General features: G+C 65.6%; 18 protein-coding genes. 10 read left to right on the top strand and 8 right to left on the bottom strand.

Annotated elements, in window-relative coordinates:
* Positions 1-7: 7 nt before the first annotated feature.
* Positions 8-1,585, top strand: coding sequence for a cation:proton antiporter (locus BJA_RS06635; protein WP_011084124.1), 1,578 nt, complete (start codon positions 8-10; stop codon positions 1,583-1,585).
* A 139-nt stretch (positions 1,586-1,724) separates the two neighbouring features.
* A complete protein-coding gene (locus tag BJA_RS06630; protein ID WP_011084123.1) occupies positions 1,725-2,495 on the top strand; it encodes a hypothetical protein in 771 nt (256 codons plus the stop codon).
* A gap of 160 nt (positions 2,496-2,655) precedes the next feature.
* Here BJA_RS06630 and BJA_RS06625 read toward each other — a convergent pair whose 3' ends face one another.
* From BJA_RS06625 to BJA_RS06605, 5 genes are all read right to left on the bottom strand, one after another.
* Positions 2,656-3,462 carry an SDR family NAD(P)-dependent oxidoreductase gene (locus tag BJA_RS06625; protein WP_011084122.1) on the bottom strand — a complete coding sequence of 269 codons (807 nt, stop codon included), beginning with the start codon at positions 3,460-3,462 and terminating at the stop codon, positions 2,656-2,658.
* Positions 3,463-3,519: 57 nt separating this feature from the next.
* Complete coding sequence (locus BJA_RS06620; protein WP_028173604.1) at positions 3,520-3,897, bottom strand: DUF1850 domain-containing protein; 378 nt, start codon at positions 3,895-3,897, stop codon at positions 3,520-3,522.
* On the bottom strand, positions 3,894-6,002 hold the full coding sequence (locus BJA_RS06615; protein ID WP_011084120.1) for a TRAP transporter permease: 2,109 nt from the start codon (positions 6,000-6,002) through the stop codon (positions 3,894-3,896). The genes BJA_RS06620 and BJA_RS06615 overlap by 4 nt, the downstream gene beginning before the upstream one ends.
* 216 nt (positions 6,003-6,218) lie before the next feature.
* Positions 6,219-7,166: a TAXI family TRAP transporter solute-binding subunit gene (locus BJA_RS06610; RefSeq protein WP_038965333.1), complete on the bottom strand. Its 948-nt coding sequence runs from the start codon at positions 7,164-7,166 to the stop codon at positions 6,219-6,221.
* A 193-nt stretch (positions 7,167-7,359) separates the two neighbouring features.
* Positions 7,360-7,839: a hypothetical protein gene (locus BJA_RS06605; protein WP_028173607.1), complete on the bottom strand. Its 480-nt coding sequence runs from the start codon at positions 7,837-7,839 to the stop codon at positions 7,360-7,362.
* Between the two features lie 195 nt (positions 7,840-8,034).
* Here BJA_RS06605 and BJA_RS06600 point away from each other — a divergent pair, with 195 nt between their 5' ends.
* Entirely contained in the window at positions 8,035-8,337 is a 303-nt protein-coding gene (locus BJA_RS06600; RefSeq protein ID WP_011084117.1) for a hypothetical protein, read from the top strand.
* Positions 8,338-8,450: 113 nt separating this feature from the next.
* On the opposite strand, the gene BJA_RS06595 is transcribed toward BJA_RS06600, so the two are convergent.
* Together BJA_RS06595 and BJA_RS06590 are read right to left on the bottom strand one after the other, a co-directional pair.
* The gene (locus tag BJA_RS06595; protein WP_011084116.1) at positions 8,451-9,665 is read right to left on the bottom strand and encodes a hypothetical protein; all 1,215 of its coding nucleotides are present in this window, start codon (positions 9,663-9,665) and stop codon (positions 8,451-8,453) included.
* A 56-nt stretch (positions 9,666-9,721) separates the two neighbouring features.
* Entirely contained in the window at positions 9,722-10,351 is a 630-nt protein-coding gene (locus tag BJA_RS06590; protein WP_011084115.1) for an NUDIX hydrolase, read from the bottom strand.
* Positions 10,352-10,419: 68 nt separating this feature from the next.
* Here BJA_RS06590 and BJA_RS06585 point away from each other — a divergent pair, with 68 nt between their 5' ends.
* From BJA_RS06585 to BJA_RS06555, 7 genes are all read left to right on the top strand, one after another.
* Positions 10,420-10,845 carry a PaaI family thioesterase gene (locus BJA_RS06585; protein WP_038965339.1) on the top strand — a complete coding sequence of 142 codons (426 nt, stop codon included), beginning with the start codon at positions 10,420-10,422 and terminating at the stop codon, positions 10,843-10,845.
* A gap of 338 nt (positions 10,846-11,183) precedes the next feature.
* Positions 11,184-12,194, top strand: coding sequence for an aldo/keto reductase (locus BJA_RS06580; RefSeq protein ID WP_038965338.1), 1,011 nt, complete (start codon positions 11,184-11,186; stop codon positions 12,192-12,194).
* 15 nt (positions 12,195-12,209) lie between these two features.
* Positions 12,210-13,523 (top strand): tetratricopeptide repeat protein, encoded by a 1,314-nt coding sequence (locus BJA_RS06575; RefSeq protein ID WP_011084112.1) that lies wholly within the window; start codon positions 12,210-12,212, stop codon positions 13,521-13,523.
* Positions 13,524-13,556: 33 nt separating this feature from the next.
* Positions 13,557-14,375 carry a CoA transferase subunit A gene (locus BJA_RS06570; RefSeq protein WP_011084111.1) on the top strand — a complete coding sequence of 273 codons (819 nt, stop codon included), beginning with the start codon at positions 13,557-13,559 and terminating at the stop codon, positions 14,373-14,375.
* Positions 14,375-15,118, top strand: coding sequence for a CoA transferase (locus tag BJA_RS06565; protein ID WP_011084110.1), 744 nt, complete (start codon positions 14,375-14,377; stop codon positions 15,116-15,118). Before BJA_RS06570 ends, BJA_RS06565 begins: the two co-directional genes overlap by 1 nt.
* Before the next feature lie 203 nt (positions 15,119-15,321).
* Complete coding sequence (locus BJA_RS06560; protein WP_028173616.1) at positions 15,322-15,900, top strand: hypothetical protein; 579 nt, start codon at positions 15,322-15,324, stop codon at positions 15,898-15,900.
* Positions 15,901-16,041: 141 nt separating this feature from the next.
* Positions 16,042-17,898: a sensor histidine kinase gene (locus BJA_RS06555; protein ID WP_011084108.1), complete on the top strand. Its 1,857-nt coding sequence runs from the start codon at positions 16,042-16,044 to the stop codon at positions 17,896-17,898.
* Between the two features lie 41 nt (positions 17,899-17,939).
* Here BJA_RS06555 and BJA_RS06550 read toward each other — a convergent pair whose 3' ends face one another.
* Positions 17,940-19,538: an oleate hydratase gene (locus BJA_RS06550; RefSeq protein ID WP_011084107.1), complete on the bottom strand. Its 1,599-nt coding sequence runs from the start codon at positions 19,536-19,538 to the stop codon at positions 17,940-17,942.
* Positions 19,539-19,678: the final 140 nt, after the last annotated feature.

The raw sequence follows: 19,678 nt of genomic DNA, 5'->3' as shown, positions 1-19,678 counted from the left end.
CTAGCTTGTGGCGCCGCTCAAATCGGTTTCGGGGATTATCGTGTCGACATTCGAATGGATCATCGCGCTGCTGCTCGGCGCCGTTGCCTTATCGGCGCTGGCGCGGCGGATCAAGGTCCCCTACCCGACCTTTCTCGCCATCGGCGGCGCCCTGATCGCTTTCGTTCCGAATAGTCCGACCTGGACGCTGGAGCCGGACCTGGCACTGGCGCTTTTTGTCGCACCGGTCCTGCTCGATGCGGCCTTCGACACCTCGCTGCGGGACCTGCGCAACAACTGGGTTCCAGTCTCGACCCTCGTCGTGGCCGCGGTCGGCCTGACCACGGTAGGCGTTGCCTACGTCGCGCACCGGCTGATGCCTGACATGCCCTGGGCCGCCGCGATCGCGCTCGGCGCCATCGTGGCGCCACCGGATGCCGCGGCGGCGGTCGCGATCCTGAGCCAGGTCAAGCTGCCCCACCGCATGGTGAAGGTGCTGGAGGGTGAGAGCCTGCTCAACGACGCGACCTCGCTGCTGATCTATCGGATCGCCGTCGGCGCGGTCGTCATGCAGCATCTGAAATGGAGCGAGGTCGCGCCGACGATCGCGCTGGCGCTTGTCGGCAGCGTCCTCGCAGGTCTCCTGGCGGGGCGCATCATACCGCTGTTCCTCCAACGCGTGAAGGAAGCGCCGAGCGCGATCATCCTGCAATTCGCCACCACCTTCATGGTCTGGATCGCCGCCGAGCATCTCGGCCTCTCCGGCATCCTCACCATCGTCGTCTACGCCATCACCATGGCGCGCACGGCGGGGGCGCACATGCCGGCGCGGCTGCGGGTGCCGTCCTATGCGGTGTGGGAGACGATGGTGTTCGTGCTCAACGTGCTCGCCTTCATGCTGATCGGCATGCAGATGCGGCCGATCTGGACGCGATTGGACGCGGACGTGCGCTGGGAATATTGCGTGGCGGCAGCCTGGATCCTGCTCACGGTGGTCCTGGTGCGGCTGCTCTGGGTGACGTTCTACCGCACGACATTGCGCGCGCTGATTGCCCACGGACTTTATCATCCCAAGGATCCGAAACAGGTGGCCTCGCCGAAGGGCGGCCTCATCATCTCCTGGTGCGGCATGCGCGGCCTCGTCACGCTCGCGACCGCCTTCGCCCTGCCGGAGAACTTTCCCTATCGCGACTTCATCGTCTTCATCGCCTTTGCCGTCGTGCTGGGATCGCTCGTCATCCAGGGCCTGACGCTGCGGCCGCTGATCCTGGCCTTCGGGCTCAAGGACGACGATCCCGTCGGCATCGAGGTCGCGCGCGGACGCGCGGTCGCCTATCGCGCGGCGCTCGATGCGATCGAGAGCGACCCGTCGGAGGAGGCGGAAATCCTGCGGCTCGAATATCGCGCCATCCTGATGCAGGCGGACGACGATCCGAACGGCGGCATTGCCAGTGGCGAATTACCGGCCGATCCGCTGCGCCGCCGCGCCATCGAGGCTGCGCGCAAATCGATCTTCGACCTGCGCGCCACCGAGGTGATCGGCGACGACGCCTTTCACCGCCTCGAGGAGGAGCTCGATCGCGCAGAATTGAGCGCGGGGGGATAAGCCTCAAGAGCAGCACACTCCGCTGTCGTCCCAGACGAGCGAAGCTCCAGACAACGCGCAACGTTGACTGGAGCGGAGCGCCGATTCGGGACGACAGCGGGGCATTGAACCAAACGCCGTCTCTTCAGACACACTCCAGATGACGATCCTGATCGACGACCGTCGTGTTCGCGCGCGTGATGCGTCGCCTGCACGATATTTTTACCTCCACATGGCCCTGGCCTGCGCGGCGACCGCTTTTCTCGGCTTCGCGCCGACCTATTGGGTGCCGCTCGCCCACCGGACGTTCTCCGCAAGCCCCGTGATTCACTTTCACGGCCTCCTGTTCTTCACCTGGTCTCTCTATTTTGTGATCCAGACCTGGCTGGCGGCTTCAGGCCGCGTGGTCAATCACCGCGCGATCGGCATCGTCGGCGTTTCGCTCGCGACCGCGATGACGATCTTCGGCTTCCTCGCCTCCGTGCACGTGATGCAGCACTCCGCCGCGCTCGGGCAGAAAGAAGCCGGCATCGCCTTCTCGATCGTGCCGATGAGCGGCATCGCGTTCTTCGCGGTGGTGTTTGTGCTCGGCATCGCGAACACCCGCAGGCCCGAGATCCACAAGCGCCTGATGCTGCTCGCCGCGGTCTCGATCCTCGACGCCGCGATCGCGCGCTGGTTTCTGACCTTCCTCGCTCCTCCCGGACCGCCCGGCCCGCCGCCGGTGCCGGTGACCATCGCGCCGGCCGTGGTCGCCTCGCTATTGCTCGTCGTCGCCATGGTGCGCGACTGGCGCACCGAGCGCCGCGTGCATCTGGTCTACATCACCGGCACGCTCGCGATGCTGGCGGTGAAGGTGCTGAACTGGCCGATCAGCGAAAGCGCGGCATGGCATGCGTTCGCCGGCGGGATTCTGGCGCTGGCGCAGTAGTTCTCCGATGTCGTCCTGGCGCAAGCCAGGACCCATTACCCCGAATGCCGATTGTTGAAGAAGGCTGGAGCTACCAGCCTTCGCCAAACCTGTCCCTGTGGTAATGGGTCCTGGATCAGCGCTCGCTTGTCCAGAACGACGGCGGAGTGTGAGGCAGCGCTTACGCCCCCGCCTTGCACGTGATCCCGCCGTCGACCACGAGCTCGATCCCCGTCACATATTTCGACTCGTCCGACGCCAGGAACAGCGCGGCATTTGCGACGTCAAAGGCATCGCCCATGTGACCCATCGGCACCTGGGCATCGCGCGCGCGCCACATCGCCTCGACGTCGCCCTTGGCGTAGCTGGCGGCAAGGCCGGCGGAATGCTCGACCATCGGGGTCTTCATCAGGCCGGGCAGGATCGCATTCACGCGCACATGATGCCGCGCGAACTCGATCGCGGTGGTGCGCGTCATCTGGTTCATCGCCGCCTTCGAGGTGCCATAGGTGACGTAGGAGATGCCCATGTGGCGGATCGAGGCGATCGAAGAGATGTTGATGATTGAGCCGCCGCCCTGCTCCACCATCACGGGGATGACGTGCTTCATGGCGAAATAGGCGCTCTTGAGGTTGACGCTGAAGACGCGGTCCCAGCTCTCCTCGGTTACCTCGACCACGCTGCCCATCTCGGCGATGCCGACATTGTTGTCGAGCACGTCGATGCGGCCATAGGCCTTCAGGCACGCCGCGACCATCGCCTCGATCTCGGCTGACCGCGAGACGTCGGCGGTAAACGCGGTCGCCTTGCCGCCTTCGTCATTGATGATCTTCGCGGTCTCCTCGGCAGCAGTGCCGTTGCGGTCGACGCAGAACACCTGCGCACCCTCGCGCGCGAAGGTCACCGCGGTCGCCTTGCCGTTGCCCCAGCCCGGCCCGATCGAGCCCGCGCCCACCACCATCGCAACCTTGCCCTTGAGCCGATCCATCGCGTGTCTCCCTTGTTGTTGTTCTTGTAGCCCGGACGGAGCGAAGTGCAATCCGGGCTACGGATCGTTGCAGACCTTCATCGTCGTGACGTTAGCACCAATGGGATGCCCGACAATCTCCGACAATGTCCGGCACGCGCCGTCATGGCAGAGCCGCCATTCCCCGGCGGCGCCGGAATTGCCGAGCACGACCTCCTGCATCGGCGCACGCTGCGGCTGCCATTGAAACCAGCCATCGACGAGCCGCGCTTCGGGCGGCGGCTCCATGCCGGCACCGCTGCCCTTGACCCGTGCCTGCACCAGTTCGAGACCCGCCGGCGTCACGCGCCAGTCCTCCTGCCAGTCGACCTTTTCGATCGAATGCGTCCACACCAGCGTGAAGGCGGACAGCGCCAGCGCCTTCACGCCTGATGCTGTGGCGAAGCAGAGGCTCACACCGCCTCGACCACTGCCGGTGGGCGCTGCCGCCACTGCCACAGCGCGAGCGCGGCGGAGAGCACGAAGCCCGCGGTGTCGCTGAACGGGAAGTCGCCGAGCAGGCAGAACGCGGCACCGAGCGCGACCAGGCGTTCGACGAACGTCAGCCGCGTGAACAGAAAGCCGATCGCGACCATGCCGAACAGGCCGATCGCGACCAGCGCCTTGAAGGTCGCTAGCGCGACCGCGCCGTAGAAGCCGAGCTTGGCCGCCATGGGATCGCCGGCCTGGAGCATCAGCGCCGGCGAATAGACGAAGACGAAGGGGATGACATAGCCGGCGAGCGCGATGCGCATCGCCTCCCAGCCGATCTTGTCCGGATTTTCCTTCGCGATCGGCGCGGCCGCGAGCGCGGCGAGCGCGACCGGCGGCGAGAGGTCGGCCATGATGCCGTAGTAGAACGCGAACATGTGGCTCGCGATCAGGGGCACGCCGAGTTTCGCCAGCGCGGGCGCCGCGAGCGCGGCGGTGATGATGTAGGTCGGGATGGTCGGAATGCCGGTACCGAGCAGGATCGACAGCAGCATGGTCATGATCAGCGCCAGGAACAGGCTCTTCTCGCCGAGACCGATCACCCAGCCGCCGAAGATGGTGCCGACGCCGGTCTGCGACATCATGCCGATGATGACGCCGACGATGGCGCACGCCATGCCGACGGTGATGGCGGACTTGGCGCTCTCGGCCAGCGCGTCGCGGCACTCGCGCAGGGCCTTGAACCCGCCGCGGATGAAGGCGGTGATCACGATCAGCCCGGCGACGACGCTCGCGACCGGCACGATCTGAAGCCCGTCGCGCGACAATGCGGCGACGACGAGCGCGAGCCCGACCCAGAAGATGGTGCGGATCACCATCGAGGACGCGCCGGCCGTGATGCTGGCGCCCAGGATCAGCGTCACCGTGAGCGCGAGGCCCATGCTGCCGGCATAAAGCGGCGTAAAGCCTTCGAACAGCATATAGACCAGCGCGGCGAGCGGCAGCACGAGGTACCAGCGCGTCACCAGCGCCTTCCAGGCGCTCGGGATCTCCGAGCGCTTCATGCCGACGAGACCGTGCTTGCCGGCTTCCAGATGCACCATCCAGAACGCGGATGCGAAATAGAGGATCGCGGGGATCGCCGCCGCCTTCACGATCTCCGAGTACTGGACGCCGAGCGTCTCCGCCATGATGAAGGCGACCGCGCCCATCACCGGCGGCATGATCTGCCCGCCCATCGACGCCGTGGCCTCGACACCGGCTGCAAAGGCGCGGCGATAGCCGAACTTGATCATCAAGGGAATCGTGAACTGGCCGACGGTGACGACGTTGGCGACGCCCGAGCCCGAGATCGTGCCCATCATGCCCGAGGCGAACACCGCGACCTTGGCAGGTCCGCCGCGGGTGCGGCCAAACAGGCCGAGCGAGACGTCGGTGAAGAGCTGGATCATGCCGGCGCGCTCGAGGAACGAGCCGAACAGGATGAACAGGAAGATGTAGGTCGCCGACACGTAGATCGGCACGCCGTAAAAGCCTTCGGTGCCGAACGACAGATGCGTGACGATCTGGTCGAAATCATAGCCGCGGTGGTTGAGCGGCGATGGCAGATACTGGCCGAAGAACCAGTAGAGCAGGCACGCGCCGCACATCAGCGGCAGCGCCGCGCCCATCAGGCGCCGCGTGCCCTCGAAGATCAGCACCGCAAGCAGTGTGCCGACGGCGAGATCGAGCCTGGTCGGATCGCCGTCGCGCGCGATCAAATCGGCGTAGAAAATCCACTGGTAGAGGCCGCAGAAGAAGCCGGCGCCGCCGATCACCCAGCCGAGCGCGCGGCCGACATCGCTCCTTGCAGTGAAGTTCGCGATCAGGCCGAAGGTGAGGAGAACGAGGAAGCCGACATGGACGCCGCGCACCACCTGGCTCGGCAGATAGTTGAAGGCGGCGACATAGAGCTGGAAGGTCGCGAAGGCGATGCCGATCCAATAGGCGAGCCGGCCCCACCAGCCCGGGCCGAACCCTTCGGGGAAGCCATGCTCGAAATTGTCGAATTCGACCTTGATGGGCGCCTCAGAGCCCTCTGCCTGCAACATCGATGTTTCCCCGCGCCCTGATTAGGTGCGTTCTTACAGCATTCGCGCTGCGCCCTGAATACGTCATACCCGGGCAGAAGCGCGAAGCGTCTTCGCGCAGATGACCCGGGCATCCACGCTCACTCCGTCATTCCGGGGCGATGCGACGCATCGAACCCGGAATCTCGAGATTCCGGGTTCGGCTCTTGCGAGCCGCCGCGGAATGACAGCGGAGAATTACTTGATCAGCCCCTTTTCCTTGTAATAGCGGATCGCGCCGGGGTGCAACGGAACCGGGCTGCCGGCGGCGGCCGTCTCGAGCTTGATCTCCTTGCCGGCCGCGTGGGCATTCTGCAATTCCGGCAGCGACTCGTAGACCAGCTTGGTCATCTGGTAGGCGAGATCGTCCGACACCGCCGAGCTGGTCACGAGATAGTTGACCACGGCCGCGGTCGGCACGTCCTTGTCCTGGCCCGTATAGGTGTTGGCGGGAATGGTCGCCGCGATGAAGGGCGGGCCGATCTTGTCGACGGTCTCCTTCGGCACCGACACCACCGTGATCGGGCTCGAGGTGGAGAGATCCTTCAGCGAGGCCACACCGAGCCCGGCCGATTGCAGCGTCGCACCCAACTGGCGGTTCTTCATGAGGTCGACGGATTCGGCGAACGGGAGATACTCCACCTTGCCGAGGTCCTTGTAGCTCATGCCGGCCGCGCTGAGGATCGCGCGGGAATTCAGCTCGGTGCCCGACTTCGGCGCGCCGACCGACAGGCTCTTGGCCTTGAGGTCGGCCAGCGTCTTGATGCCGCTCTCGGTAGTCGCGACGATCTGGATGTAGTTCGGATAGATCGCGCCGATGGTCCTGAGCTTGTCGAGCTTGGTCTTGAAGCCGGCTTCCTCGTCGCCGTCCCAGGCCGCCTTGAGCGAGTCGCCCAGCGTGAACGCGAGCTCGCCGCGGCCCTGCTGGAGCAGGATCAGGTTCTCGACCGACGCCTTGGTGGCCTGCACCTGCGTCTTCACGTTCAGGATCTTGTCGCCGTAGATCTTCCCGATCGCGACCCCGAGCGGGTAGTAGACGCCGGAGGTGCCTCCGGTCAGCACGTTGATGAAGGATTGCGCATGCGCGCAAGGCGCCGACGCCGCCAGAGCAAGAGCCGCGGCCACGCCGAAAATCGTCCGTTTCATGATTTCTGTACTCCCCAAACCGGCGGGGAAATTGGCCGGATGAGGGGGGCGGGTCAACCCATCCAATAGGCAAAACAGGACTGCGGTAAACAGCCGTTCCGGCTCGACTTTTGGGGAACCCGGCGGGTGCGGCGACGTGGCGCAGCCGGATCGCGGCGCGCCCGAACGCATCGTGTTCGAGCGCGCTATCTGCTCACTGGAACGTCATGTCCAGGCACTTGGAGATGTCGGAGCCGAGGCCGGAGGAGATGATGATGCAGCCGCGCACCTTCTGCGCGGTGACGTCAGCAGCCCAGACCGAGTAGCCGCCGGGGCCGAAGAACGAATTGGTGTTCGGCGGCTCGGTCTCGGTGGCGTCGAAGTCGTAATGTCCGTCGGTCTCGAAGATGCGCGGCTTCTTGGTGCAGCCGCCGTCGGTCTGGACGTTGATGACTTCCTTGTTGTCCCGGGTCAGGGCCAGCGATACCTGGCAACGGAAATATTCCGAGGTCCTGGTGTTGAAGAGATAGGTGTAGGACTTGCAGGTCGCCGTGTTCAACTTGCCCGGGGCAAGGCCGCGGCTGCACGAGATCCGCTGGTTGTGGCTGAGCTGGTAATCATCGGCCCGGGCGGCCGGAGCCAGCGCCGTAAGCAACAGCGCGGCAGCCGAGCAGGCTTTAATGACATGGTTCATTCGAATCATCCCCACCAATATTTTTGTCGAATTGCGTTCTAGACGGAAAGCGGAACATAGTCGCGAGGGGACGAAGGGAAAATCACAAACTGCTGGACAAGACGTGATGCGCCGCGGCGCTTTCGCGAATTGACCCGAAAATGCCGTTCGTGATTTGTTCAAGCCGGGCACCCCGACGATGGGGAGGATAGGATCATGGTATTTTCAACGAAGACATTTGCAATCGCAGCCGCGCTCGGCGCATTCACAGCACCCGCATTGGCGCAGACCGAGGCGACGCCCTGGGAGCTCAAGCCCGACATGGGCTACGCTTATGACAGGGACGGCAAGACTTATTCCTACAAGATGGGCACCAGCAATGCCGGCGAGCTGCTGAAGGGCGCCAAGAAGGTGCCGAAGGGCACGCTGTTCTTCATCGGCCACAACGGCCAGCTCTACATGCGCAGCGGCCCGTATCTGGAAGGCGACGGCAAGTTCAAGTTCGGGCCGGATCAGTAGGCACGGCGCCGTAGGGTGGGCAAAGGCGCGTTAGCGCCGTGCCCACCACCTGTCAGCACACTCTGGTCGAAAGCGGTGGGCACGCTTCGCTTTGCCCACCCTACGGCAGCGTCCTAAAACGCCCCCGCCAGCTCCCGCGCGCCGGCATTGTTGCTGTTGCTGTCCATCCGCGTGTCCGTCACCGCGAGCAGCTTCGCCACCGTGTTGTGGCGGATCGCGACCGGGTTGCGCTCGTAGCCGCCGCGCTGGAAGAAATTCGAGGTCGGCACCTGCTCGCGCATCGCCTGCGGCATCGTCACCATGTCGAGGCCGGTGCCGTCGCCGGTGAGGTTCATCATCTCGAGCTCGGCCGCCGTGAGCGGACGCGCGTAGCCCTTTGCGCGCGCGAACAGCACCGATGTCAGCAGCTTGTGGGTCTGGAGCATCGGTCCGATATCGACGTCGAGCACCATCGCATGCATCGCCCAGCCCTGCGCGGTGTTGCCGATCTTCTCGTGCTCCGACCAGGTGTCCGGCACCGACTTCGCATGCGCCACCATTTTCTTCAGCACGGTGAGCTTGTGCTCGAGCGACTGCCGCGCCGGGCCCGAGGTCCGCGCCACCTTGTCGGAGAGCGCGCGAATGAATTCATGGCCCTGCTCGGCCAGCAGCTCGACGCTGTTGGTGGTCAGGAGCTGGTTGTAGCCCATCGCGGTCGAGATCGCGCGCTTGCCACCATGCTCGATGCCCGCCTGCACGTCGTAACTGCCGGTGCCGCCGGTCTCGAACGAATAGACCCGCACCGCCTGCTCGCGCGTCAGCCCGGAGGCGAGCGCGTAGCGCGCATAGGCGCGCTTGAACTCGACCTCGCTGGACGGGCGCTGCGGCGTGAACTGGTAGAGCTCCTGCGCCGCACGCAGCAGATCGGCGACGACGGGGATCGGCTTTTTGGTCGGGCGCTCCGGCGTTTCCTCCGGCTCCGGATTCACAGGCCGCTTCGGCCCGCTATACAGCGGCGGATGCTCCAGCACGTAATCGTCGAGCGTGATCTGCTGCCCGCTGCGCCGCTTGGCATTGCGGGTCTTTCGCTTCTCGGAGATCTGGCTCCAATAGGCGCCGGCTTCCTCGTCGAAGGCCGCGCGCGCGGCCTGATATTCCCCGAGCTTGCGGTGATATTCGAGCACGGCGGGCGACGCCCCGCCTTGCGCAAAAAACTGCGACAGGAGCTGGGCCTTGGCATCGCGGACGGCGGGCGGCAGCGCGTCGGACGCGCCGCCACGCGCGGCGGGCGCGAGCAGGACGAGCGCGAATGGAACCAGCGCAAGGCTCTTTCGAATCGAATGATGCATGCCGCTCTCTTAACAGGCATCCGGTAACCGTCACGTTAACGCGCCGTTTACCATCGTCACTTCCAGGCGAACACCGGCTGTTCCAGCTCAGTCACGCGGGTCTGCCGCCCCGCCAGCACCTCGCGGAACTGGTAGATCAACGCCGCCGTCGGCGCGTGGATCAGGCTCATCTGGTGGTGAAAGCGGATCACTCGGCGGCTGCTTTCGGGGATCCCGGTGAAATCAAAGGCGTCGTCGCGCTCGATCGTCGTGAGCGCGATGCGATGAACGGAGGCGACCTCGTCCGGGTTCGGACGGATGGCGGCGGCGGCCGTGGCCCAGACCACCACCGGCGTGATCAGATAGCCGGAGCGGGTCGGATAATCGTCGAGCGTGCCGAGCACCTCCGCGCTGGTGAGGCGAAGGCCGAGCTCCTCGTCGAGCTCGCGCAGCGCCGCCTCGACCGGCGTCTCGCCGGCATCGCAGCGTCCGCCCGGCAAGGCCCATTGGCCGCGATGAGCGCGCAGGTGCGATGCGCGCAGCGTGAGCAGGAACGCGGTGTCGTCCCCCTCGCCCGCCGCGGTCAGCGCGACCGCCACCGCGGCGCGCTTCAGCGAAGGCGCTGCGCCGTCTTCCGGCAGCCGCGTGAAGGCCGCGCAGGCGGCCGCGATATTCCGCCGTGTGGCATCGTCGAACGGTCTCATCATGCTTGACTACACCACGTCCGCCCCCGATGAAATGAGATCGCAAGGCCCGCAGAGGAATGGACGACGAGATGACCAACAAGGCCGCCGCAAGGCTCAAATCGGAGGGCTGGACCATCCTCGAGACCACGGGCTTCTTGCACTTGATCGGCCCCTTGTGGCAGCGCAAGGTCGACGGTCGCTACGAATTCGCACTCGCCACCGAGGACAAGCATCACAACCGCCGCGGCATGGTCCAGGGCGGCGTGATGATGACGTTCGCCGACCGCACCTGCGGCATGACCGCCCGCTACGTCTCCGGCAAGGAGTTCATGGCGACAGTGCAGCTCGACACCCATTTCGTCGAGGCCGGCCAGATCGGCGACATCCTGATCTCGCGCCCGCGCGTGGTGCGCGCGACGCGCAGTCTGATTTTCATGAGCACCGAAGTCAGCGTGGACAACCGCTGTGTGGTGATGGCCAACGGCGTGTTCAAGATCTTGAAGGGGCCGGCGTAGCGGCGCGTTCCGCCGTCGTCCTGGCGAAAGCCAGGACCCATTACCCCTGAGAGAAATTGTAGCGCGAACCGGTAACCGCGAATCTTCGCAAAACCAATTCCTGGGGTAATGGGTCCTGGATCGGCGCTCGCAATTGGACAACGCTACGCGTCGCCAAGCGCCCGCTTGTCCAGGACGACGATGGGGAAGCAACGGCGCTCCCCCAACCTCGTCATTGCCAGCGCAGCGAAGCACTCCAGACGCGTTCCGCGGACGCATCTCTGGATTGCTTTGCAGCGCTCGCAATGACGGAGCGGGATGGCTATGCTGCTCCCACAAGAGGCAGCAAGGATCCGCCCATGCAATACCGCCAGCTCGGCCGCACTGGCCTGAAAGTCTCGCCGATTTGTCTGGGCACCATGATGTTCGGCGGACCGACCGATGAAGCCGCGTCAACGCGGATCATCGCGAAGGCGCATGATGCCGGAATCAATTTCATCGACACCGCCGACGCCTATTCGAAGGGCGGCTCCGAAGAGGTCGTCGGTCGCGCGATCGGCAACAACCGCCATGTCTGGGTGCTGGCGACCAAGCTCGCCAACCCCATGGGCGATGACCCCAACCGGGTCGGGCTGTCGCGGCGCTGGGTGCTGCAGGCCGCGGACGAAAGCCTCAAGCGGCTCGGCACCGACCACATCGACATCTACTATCTGCACAAGGAGGACCATGCGACGCCGCTGGAGGAGACCGTGCGCGCGATGGGCGATCTGATCCGCGCGGGCAAGGTGCGCTATTTCGGCGTCTCGAACTATCGCGCCTGGCGCGTCGCCGAAATCTGCAACATCTGCGACCGGCTCGGCATCGACCGGCCCGCGGTGAGCCAGCCCTATTACAACGCGATGAACCGGATGCCCGAGGTCGAGCACTTTCCGGCCTGCGCCTACTACGGCCTCGGCATCGTGCCCTACAGCCCCTTGGCGCGCGGCGTGCTCACCGGCAAGTACAAGCCGGATGCAGCCCCGGACAAGGAGACGCGTGCGGGACGCAACGACACCCGCATGATGCAGACGGAATGGCGGCCGGAGTCGCTCCAGCTCGCGCAGGAGATCAAGAGCCACGCCGAGAAGAAAGGCATCACCGCCGGCCAGTTCGCAGTCGCCTGGGTGCTGAACTCCGCTTTCGTCTCCTCGATTGTGGCGGGCCCGCGCACCGAGGAGCAGTGGGACGGCTACATCAGCGCACTCGACTATCGCTTCACCAGCGAGGACGAAGCCCTGATCGACCGCCTGGTGACGCCGGGCCATCCCTCGACACCGGGCTACAACGATCCGGCCTATCCGATCGAAGGCCGCCGCGCGCGGACGGCATAACAGCGGGAGGCGACGATGGCGCATGAAGACCGCTACGGCCTGCCGCTTTCCACCGCATCCGATGCCGCGGCATCCGCCTATCGCGAAGGCGTCGACCTCATGCTGGCGGGCTGGACCGGTACGGCGGAGACGCTGGAGCGCGCCATCGCCGCCGATCCGGACTTTGCGCTTCCCCTTATCGCCCGCGCCCGCGTGCATGCCTTCTACCAGCAGGGCGACCTCGCGCGGCAGAAGGCGGCGGCCGCGCGAGAGCTCGTTGCAAAGCGCGGCACGGAGCGCGAGCGTTCGCATGTCGAGACCCTGGCGCTGGCGATCGAGGGCCGACTGCCCGAGGCGATTGAGGCGACGCTGAAACACGTCGAGGCATGGCCGCGCGATGCCGTGGTGTTGTCGCTGCCGCTCGGCGCGTTCGGCCTGTTCGCCTTCTCCGGCATGGCCGATCACGACCGCGCGCGGCATGAGCTGTGCGAGCGCGTCGCGCGGCATTATGGCGAAGACTGGTGGTTCCTCACCATGTCCGGCTGGGCGATGACCGAGAACGGCGACGTAGCCCGCGGCCGCGGCATCACCGAGCGCGGCTTCGCCCTGCGCCGGCAGAATGCCCATGCCGCGCACGCCGTGCTGCATGCGATGTTCGAGGACGGCTCGATCGAGGCGGCCGACCGTCTCGTCGACGAGTGGATTCCCACTTACGACCGCGCCGGAATCCTGCACGGCCACATCCGCTGGCACCAGGCGCTCGGCGCGCTCGAGCATGGCGACGCCGCACGCGCACTTGCGATCTATGCCGACGTGCTGCAGCCCTCCGCGACGCAGGCGCCGCCGCTCAACGTCGTCACCGACGGCGCCTCGCTGCTCTGGCGCCTGTCCGCTTATGGCCACGCCGTGCCGCAGGAACTCTGGCTCGACGCCGACGCCGCCGCGCAAAAGCTGTTTCCGAAATCGAGCTTGCCGTTCGCCGACGTCCATATGGCGCTGTTCGCGGCCGCAACGCAAAACCGCGACGCCCTCGCCGCGCGCCTTGCCGTGATCGAGCAGCGGGTCGCCGAGGGCAAGCTGCCGGCCGGCCCCGTGGTGCCGGCGATCTGCCGCGCACTGGCGGCCTTTGCGGACGAGGACTATGCGGCCTGCGTGCGGACGCTCGCGCCCGCGCTCGCCGACGTCGTCCGCATCGGCGGCAGCCACGCCCAGCGCGAATTGATCGAGGACACCTTTATTGTCGCTCTCATGCGCGGCGGCGAGCTGGCGCGCGCACGCAGCATGCTCGACGCCCGCCTGCATCGCCGCCCCTCCCTGCGCGATACGCGCTGGCAGGCGGCGATGGCTTGAGGCAGGATAAGAAAAACAAAGCGGAGGACGCCCATGACCGAGATCGTTGCACTGGAGGCGCTGGCCGGTCGCGTTGCATCGGGGCAATCGCTGGCCGTCCCCGTGGACCGCTCCGGCGTCGCGATGGCCGCGACCGCCGCCATCATCGCAGCCGGCATCGATAATCTTCATCTGGTCTGCGTCCCCATCAGCGGCATGCAGGCCGATCTCCTGATCGGTGCCGGTGCGGTCAGGACGCTCGAGACCAGCGCCATCTCGCTCGGCGAAGCCGGCGGCGCGCCGCGTTTCGGCGCTGCGGTGCGGGCGGGTAGCGTGACGCTGCGCGATGCCACCTGCCCCGCGATTCACGCCGGCCTGATGGCGGCGCAACACGGCGTGCCCTTCATGCCGATCGCCGGCATCATCGGCAGCGATCTGCTCGAGGTGCGGCCGGACTGGAAGGTGATCGACAGCCCGGTCGGCGAGGCGCGCAAGGTGGTGGTGGTGCCGGCGATCAAGCCCGACGTTGCGCTGTTTCATGCGCCGGAGGCCGACCGTGCCGGCAATATCAGGATCGGCCGTTTCCGCGAGCTCGCCACCATGGCCTATGCCGCCAAGCGCACGCTGGTCACCGTCGAGCGCATCGTCGACCACGATCTGTTCGAGACGGAGGATTCCGCCGCCGGCGTGCTGCCCTCGCTCTATGTCGACGCCATCGCGGTTGCCGAGCGCGGCGCCTGGCCGCTGGCGCTGTGGAATGAATATCCCGCCGACGAGGCCGAGATCGCGCGCTATGCGGCGATGGCGCGCAGCGAGGACGGCTTCCGAGCCTATCTCTCGACCTTCCTGTCCCATCGCAAGCAGGTGGCCTGATGTCATCGGAACGCGAACGGCGCGAAATCCTGATCACCACCATCGCCGACCTGCTCGACGGCATCCGTCACGTCGCGGTCGGCGCATCGTCGCCGATCCCCGCGGCCGGTGCGATGCTGCTGCGCGCACGCAACGAACTCTGTGGCAAACCGCCGGTGCGCATCTCGATCCTGGGATCGCAGCGGCATAATTTCTTCACCAATGGCGGCATCGAGCTGTTCGACTGCGCCGCGCAAGGAAGGGTCGACGCCTTCTTTCTCGGCGGTGGCCAGATCGACGGCGCGGGCAACATCAACCTCGTCGGCACCGGCGATTACCCGAAGACCGATGTGCGCTGGCCCGGCTCGTTCGGCTCGGCCTATCTCTACCATCTCATTCCGCGCGTGATCCTGTTTCGCGAGGAGCACACCCCGCGCGTGTTCGTGCCGAAGGTCGACTTCGTCAGCGCCCGGGCGACCACACCGGAGGTCCCTCGCCGCGGCGGGCCATACGCGCTCCTGACCAACATGGCGCTGTTCGACTTCGACCGCGAGGCAGGCGGCTTCGCCCTGCGCTCGGTGCATCCGCCCTTCACGCCGGCCGACATCAGGGAAAATACCGGCTTCACCTATGAAGAACCGGAGGTCGTGCGGGAAACCGCGCGGCCCGATTCCGCAACCCTGGCATTGCTGCGCGGCCGGATTTTCGACGAGCTCGCCGAGACTTACCCGGCCTTTGCCAGGACCATGAAGCAGGCGGCGTGACCCTCCGGTTCTGCCACGAAAAAAACACTGGCCTGACGGCAAGTGCCTGCCGGGATGGTTGGGCGATTTTGGGCGAATCGCCGATGGGTGGCGCGGTGGTATTCCAGACGGGCTTGGCGGCACAAACGGGATCGCAACCAATTTGCGGTTCGATGGTTGTTGAGCGGAACCTTTCCGCGGTCCCCTGGCCTATGAGCCTCACGATGCGCCTCTGCCGACCGGCCCTCGCGGCAGCCTTCGTTGTCCTCGCAAGCCCTTGTTTTGCTGAGTCTTCCAGGCCGATTCCCGTCAACAATCAGCCGGCGCAGCAGACCGCCTTCATCGATCTGCTGGCGCTGATGTCCGGCCACTGCAAGACGCTCAAGGTCGCGGGGCGTACCCTTGCCTGCAAGACGGTGGCCTACGCCCATGGCGACACGGGCCGGGTCAATTTCGCCGTCGCTGTCGACGACCCCACTGATGCGAACCACGTCGTGTCGTTCTCCGGCGAGAACGGCAAGCGGGCCGACGACAACTCCTACGAGCTGCCGATCGACCGCATGCTGCTCAACTCCAAGGACCGGCCCAAGGTCGACGGCCTGCCGGTGCCGGCGGAGCAGACCTCCACCGGAATCTGCCGCCAGACCGGCAATTTCGCCGCCCGGAAGGTGACCGATGTTACCTGCTCCGCAACCGACAGCGAGGGCCGGAAGTACGAACTCCTGTTCGTCTCAGACGGCACGCCGGTAAGCGTGCGCCGCATCAGGCAATCGTCGCCGTCGATCCAGGATCCGTTCAAGTAGCGGCCCCTTGTGTCGCCCTGCTTGTCACCGGGGTGAGCACGCATCCTCCCGTTGAAACTCCAGGTCAGGCGGTTATGCTCTCGCGTGCATCCTCATTGAGGAGACCCGATTGCATCCAGAGGCGAGGCCGAGAGTCCGGCAATGCGTGTGATCCGCGGGCTCGCGCGCATCCTGATCGCCTGCTTGTTCGCTGGCCTCTCGCGTGAATGCGTCGCAGCCGACGGCCCCCAGCAGCGTTCGGTCCTGGTTCTGGAAGAAGCCGATTTTCGCTCGCCCTTTTATTCGGAGATCTTTGCCGGAATCCGCACCGCCGCGAAGCAGAACGGGAAGAGCAACACGGTGATCTACGGCGAAAGCCTCGATCTCGCCCGCTTCCCGGGACCGGACTATGAATTGAGCCTGGTCGGTCACCTCAAGACCAAATATGCGCAGCGGCCGATCGACGTCATCGTTTCGATCGGCGTCGCATCGGCGAAATTCCTTCAGAAGCGGAAGCAGGACATCTGGCCCGCCGCGCCCGTGGTATACGGCTTCGTTCCCGACCTGCCTGAGACGCGCGCGCTGTTCCTGCCCGATACGACGGCCGTCTTCGCCAGAGTGAGGCCGACACACCTCCTGACCGCAGCGCGCGCAATCGTTCCCGACCTGACCCGTGTCGTCCTGGTGGGCGAGGCCTGGAAGAATCCGCTGGTGTACGGACATTGGAAGCAGGACTTCGCGGCCGCAATGCCCGATCTCGAAGTCATCGATCTGTCCGGCGCGGTGCTGCGTGAGGTCCGCAGTCGCGTCGCTTCCCTGCCCGACCGCTCCGCGATCCTGACCTCGGCGATGTATTCCGACGGCGAAGGCACCTATTACGCCCCGGCCTCGGCGCTCGCACGCGTTGCCGAGAGTGCGAACCGCCCGATCATCATAACGTCCGATACGTTCCTCGGACGGTCGGGCGTGGGCGGCTTCCTGCTGCTGCCCGAAATCATCGGGCGGGAAGCCGGCGAAGTGGCGATGCGGATCCTCGACGGCGAAGCGCCCTCGAGCATCGCACCGTTCAGCGGAGACAACGTGAGGCCGATCTTCGACTGGCGGCAGCTGAAACGCTGGAATGTGGACGAAGCCAATCTGCCCCCCGGCAGCGAGGTGCGTTTCCGCCAACCGACCTTCTGGGAGCAGTATTACTGGCACTCCGCGATCATTGCAGGCGTGGTGCTGGTGCAGGCGCTGATGATCACCATTCTGCTGCGCGAGCGCCGTCTGCGCTTCATGGCCGAGGTCGAGGCGCGCCAGCGCATGTCGGAGCTCGCCCACATGAACCGCCGCGCGACCGCGGGAGAGATGTCCGTCTCGCTCGCACACGAGCTGAACCAGCCGCTCGCCGCCATTCTGATCAATGCCGAGACGGCCCAGCAGATATTACAGAGTCCGGCGCCCGACCTCGGCGAGATCAGGGACATCCTGAACCACATCCGCCGTGACGATCAGCGGGCCGCCGAAGTCATCGGCCGGCTGCGCTCGTTTCTGAAGCGAGACCCGACCGAACGGAGCGAGCTCGACCTCAATGCCACCGTCGGCGAGGTGTTTCGATTCCTCTCCGTGCAGGCCCTGACCCACGATGTTGAACTCGTCATGCAGCCGTCGTCCGCAGACATTCGGGTGAAAGGCGACAAGATTCAGCTCCAGCAGGCCATCCTCAATCTCGTCGTGAACGGCATGGAGGCTGTGGCCCATCTTCCGGACGAGCGGCGCCGCGTCGTCGGACGAACCAGTCTCACCGAGGGCAACCTCGCCCTTGTCTCCATCGCCGACAAGGGCGACGGCATCCTCGCGGAGAAAGTCGCCGAGATCTTCAAGCCGTTCTTCACGACCAAGGCGCAAGGCATGGGCATAGGCCTCTCGATCGCGCATACCATCGTCCAGGCGCATGGCGGCCGCATCTGGGCCGAAAACGTCCCGTCAGGGGGCGTCGTTTTTCACGTCAGCCTGCCGCTGGCAGCGCCGCGATAGGCGCCGTCGCGTGCGCCGGCGACGTCATCCCGGCGAAAGCCTCAAGCGAACGCCTTCTCCAGGGTCGCGAAGATCACCGCGAGCGACTTGTCGTGGCGGGTCACCGGCGGCACCGGGCGCTCGATCTTCATGAGCTGATAGACCGCCATCTGCGCCGCGCGCACCGAATATTCGACGGTGAACACGACGTCGTCGGGGATCTCGACGAACTGGCTGACGAAGGCAAGGTTGACCGAATTCCTGGGCACCGGCAGCGGCCGGTCGGTCACGTTGCGCGGCATGAACATGCTGGTGATGTAGGGCATGCGGCAGGGAATGCAGGTCGCAGTCTCGAACACGTCGCGATCGAAATTCAGGTGCCCGCACAGCTCGTTCAGGATGTCGGCGCCGCCGCACTCGGACATCGGCTTCCCGACGAAATTGCCGATGCGGTCCGGATGCAGCGCATAGCCCCAGAACACCTGAACGTCCTTCGGCTGGCCGGCGAAATGCGGCTGATGATACAGCACCGCCGACATCAACCAGTTGGAATCCCGGAACGTCACCAGCCCGCCGGTGCCGGCCCTGTTGCCCGAGAACGCCTCCATCTTGTCGAAGAAGCGCGGATCGCGGCAGGTGACGGTGAAGGACAGCCAGTACGATTCCGGGATCGAGCTGTTGAACGCGGACGGATTGCCGAATTCGGGACGTCCTTGCGCGATCGTCTCCCACAGCGCCCAGCCCTGGCTGTCGGCCTTGGTCAGGTGCGGCGGCGGCTCGGTCATGGAGCCCAGGCTCGAGGCGTCCGTCATCGAGCCGTTCTGGAAGAACACGAGATCGCCGTCCTCGATGCGGACGTTGGCGGTGCGGCCGTCGCGATCGAGCACCAGCTGGCGGACGCGCACGCGTCCGCCCTCGTCTTCGAGCGTCATGTCGGTGACGGCCGTGCCGCGCACGAACTGCACGCCTTGCCGCTTCAGCCAGTCGGCAAGCGGCTGTACGATCGCGTCATACTGGTTGTAGACGGTACGCTTGACCCCGGCGAGGGTTTCGATGCGCGGGAATTCGCTCATGAAGCGGTGCAGATAGCGCCTCAGCTCGACCGCGCTGTGCCAGGGCTGGAAGGCGAAAGTGGTCTGCCACATGTACCAGAAATTGGACTCGAAGAATTTTGGCGACAGCCAGTCGGTGATGCGGCTGTTGCCGAGCGTCTCCTCCGAGGCCTCGGTGAGCCGCAGCAGCTCGAGCCGGTCGCGCCCGGAAAAGCCCATGTGGGAGACGTCGATCTTGAAGCGGTTGCGGTCAACCAGCCGCGCCCGCGAATGCGCCGGGTTCTCCTCGTTGAACGCGACGGTCTCGTCGCGCACGCTCAGGCCCGGACGCTCGAGCGAGGGGATGCTCGACAGCAGGTCCCAGGTGCATTCGTAATGGTCGGTAGTGAGCATGCGTCCGCCGCGCAGCGAATAGGCGCCGTTCGCGAGCAGTGCGCCGTCGAGACTGCCGCCGACCAGCGGCTGCGCCTCGTAAATCACGATGTCGCGCCCCGGCAGCTGCGCGTCGCGAACCAGGAACGCCGCGCCCGCGAGCGATCCGATGCCACCACCGATGAAATACGCCTTCATGACTTGCCTCGATTGCAATTCGAACTTTCGGGGCGACATTGCATGAGGGCCAGCGAGCGAAGTTGCGCTGGATCAAGCGCGATGGACAGGGCGTTCAAGAGGAAGTGAGCGCTTTCTTCTCCCTCTCCCCGTTCTTACGGGGGAGAGGGTTGGGGTGAGGGGCTGCTTCCGCGAAAAAC

Source organism: Bradyrhizobium diazoefficiens USDA 110 (assembly GCF_000011365.1).
GTDB lineage: Bacteria > Pseudomonadota > Alphaproteobacteria > Rhizobiales > Xanthobacteraceae > Bradyrhizobium > Bradyrhizobium diazoefficiens.
The sequence above is the reverse complement of the archived record's forward strand: the minus strand, read 5'-3'. Positions and strand labels throughout refer to the sequence as shown.

Excerpts from the sequence above, each read along its gene's own strand:
- BJA_RS06580 (WP_038965338.1), top strand. The coding sequence starts at position 11,184 with ATGCAATACCGCCAGCTCGGCCGCACTGGCCTGAAAGTCTCGCCGATT.
- BJA_RS06605 (WP_028173607.1), bottom strand. The coding sequence starts at position 7,839 with ATGAACCATGTCATTAAAGCCTGCTCGGCTGCCGCGCTGTTGCTTACG.
- BJA_RS06570 (WP_011084111.1), top strand. The coding sequence starts at position 13,557 with ATGACCGAGATCGTTGCACTGGAGGCGCTGGCCGGTCGCGTTGCATCG.
- BJA_RS06610 (WP_038965333.1), bottom strand. The coding sequence starts at position 7,166 with ATGAAACGGACGATTTTCGGCGTGGCCGCGGCTCTTGCTCTGGCGGCG.
- BJA_RS06560 (WP_028173616.1), top strand. The coding sequence starts at position 15,322 with ATGCGCCTCTGCCGACCGGCCCTCGCGGCAGCCTTCGTTGTCCTCGCA.
- BJA_RS06595 (WP_011084116.1), bottom strand. The coding sequence starts at position 9,665 with ATGCATCATTCGATTCGAAAGAGCCTTGCGCTGGTTCCATTCGCGCTC.
- BJA_RS06565 (WP_011084110.1), top strand. The coding sequence starts at position 14,375 with ATGTCATCGGAACGCGAACGGCGCGAAATCCTGATCACCACCATCGCC.
- BJA_RS06590 (WP_011084115.1), bottom strand. The coding sequence starts at position 10,351 with ATGATGAGACCGTTCGACGATGCCACACGGCGGAATATCGCGGCCGCC.
- BJA_RS06600 (WP_011084117.1), top strand. The coding sequence starts at position 8,035 with ATGGTATTTTCAACGAAGACATTTGCAATCGCAGCCGCGCTCGGCGCA.
- BJA_RS06550 (WP_011084107.1), bottom strand. The coding sequence starts at position 19,538 with ATGTCGCCCCGAAAGTTCGAATTGCAATCGAGGCAAGTCATGAAGGCG.
- BJA_RS06630 (WP_011084123.1), top strand. The coding sequence starts at position 1,725 with ATGACGATCCTGATCGACGACCGTCGTGTTCGCGCGCGTGATGCGTCG.
- BJA_RS06615 (WP_011084120.1), bottom strand. The coding sequence starts at position 6,002 with ATGTTGCAGGCAGAGGGCTCTGAGGCGCCCATCAAGGTCGAATTCGAC.
- BJA_RS06575 (WP_011084112.1), top strand. The coding sequence starts at position 12,210 with ATGGCGCATGAAGACCGCTACGGCCTGCCGCTTTCCACCGCATCCGAT.
- BJA_RS06625 (WP_011084122.1), bottom strand. The coding sequence starts at position 3,462 with ATGGATCGGCTCAAGGGCAAGGTTGCGATGGTGGTGGGCGCGGGCTCG.
- BJA_RS06555 (WP_011084108.1), top strand. The coding sequence starts at position 16,042 with ATGCGTGTGATCCGCGGGCTCGCGCGCATCCTGATCGCCTGCTTGTTC.
- BJA_RS06585 (WP_038965339.1), top strand. The coding sequence starts at position 10,420 with ATGACCAACAAGGCCGCCGCAAGGCTCAAATCGGAGGGCTGGACCATC.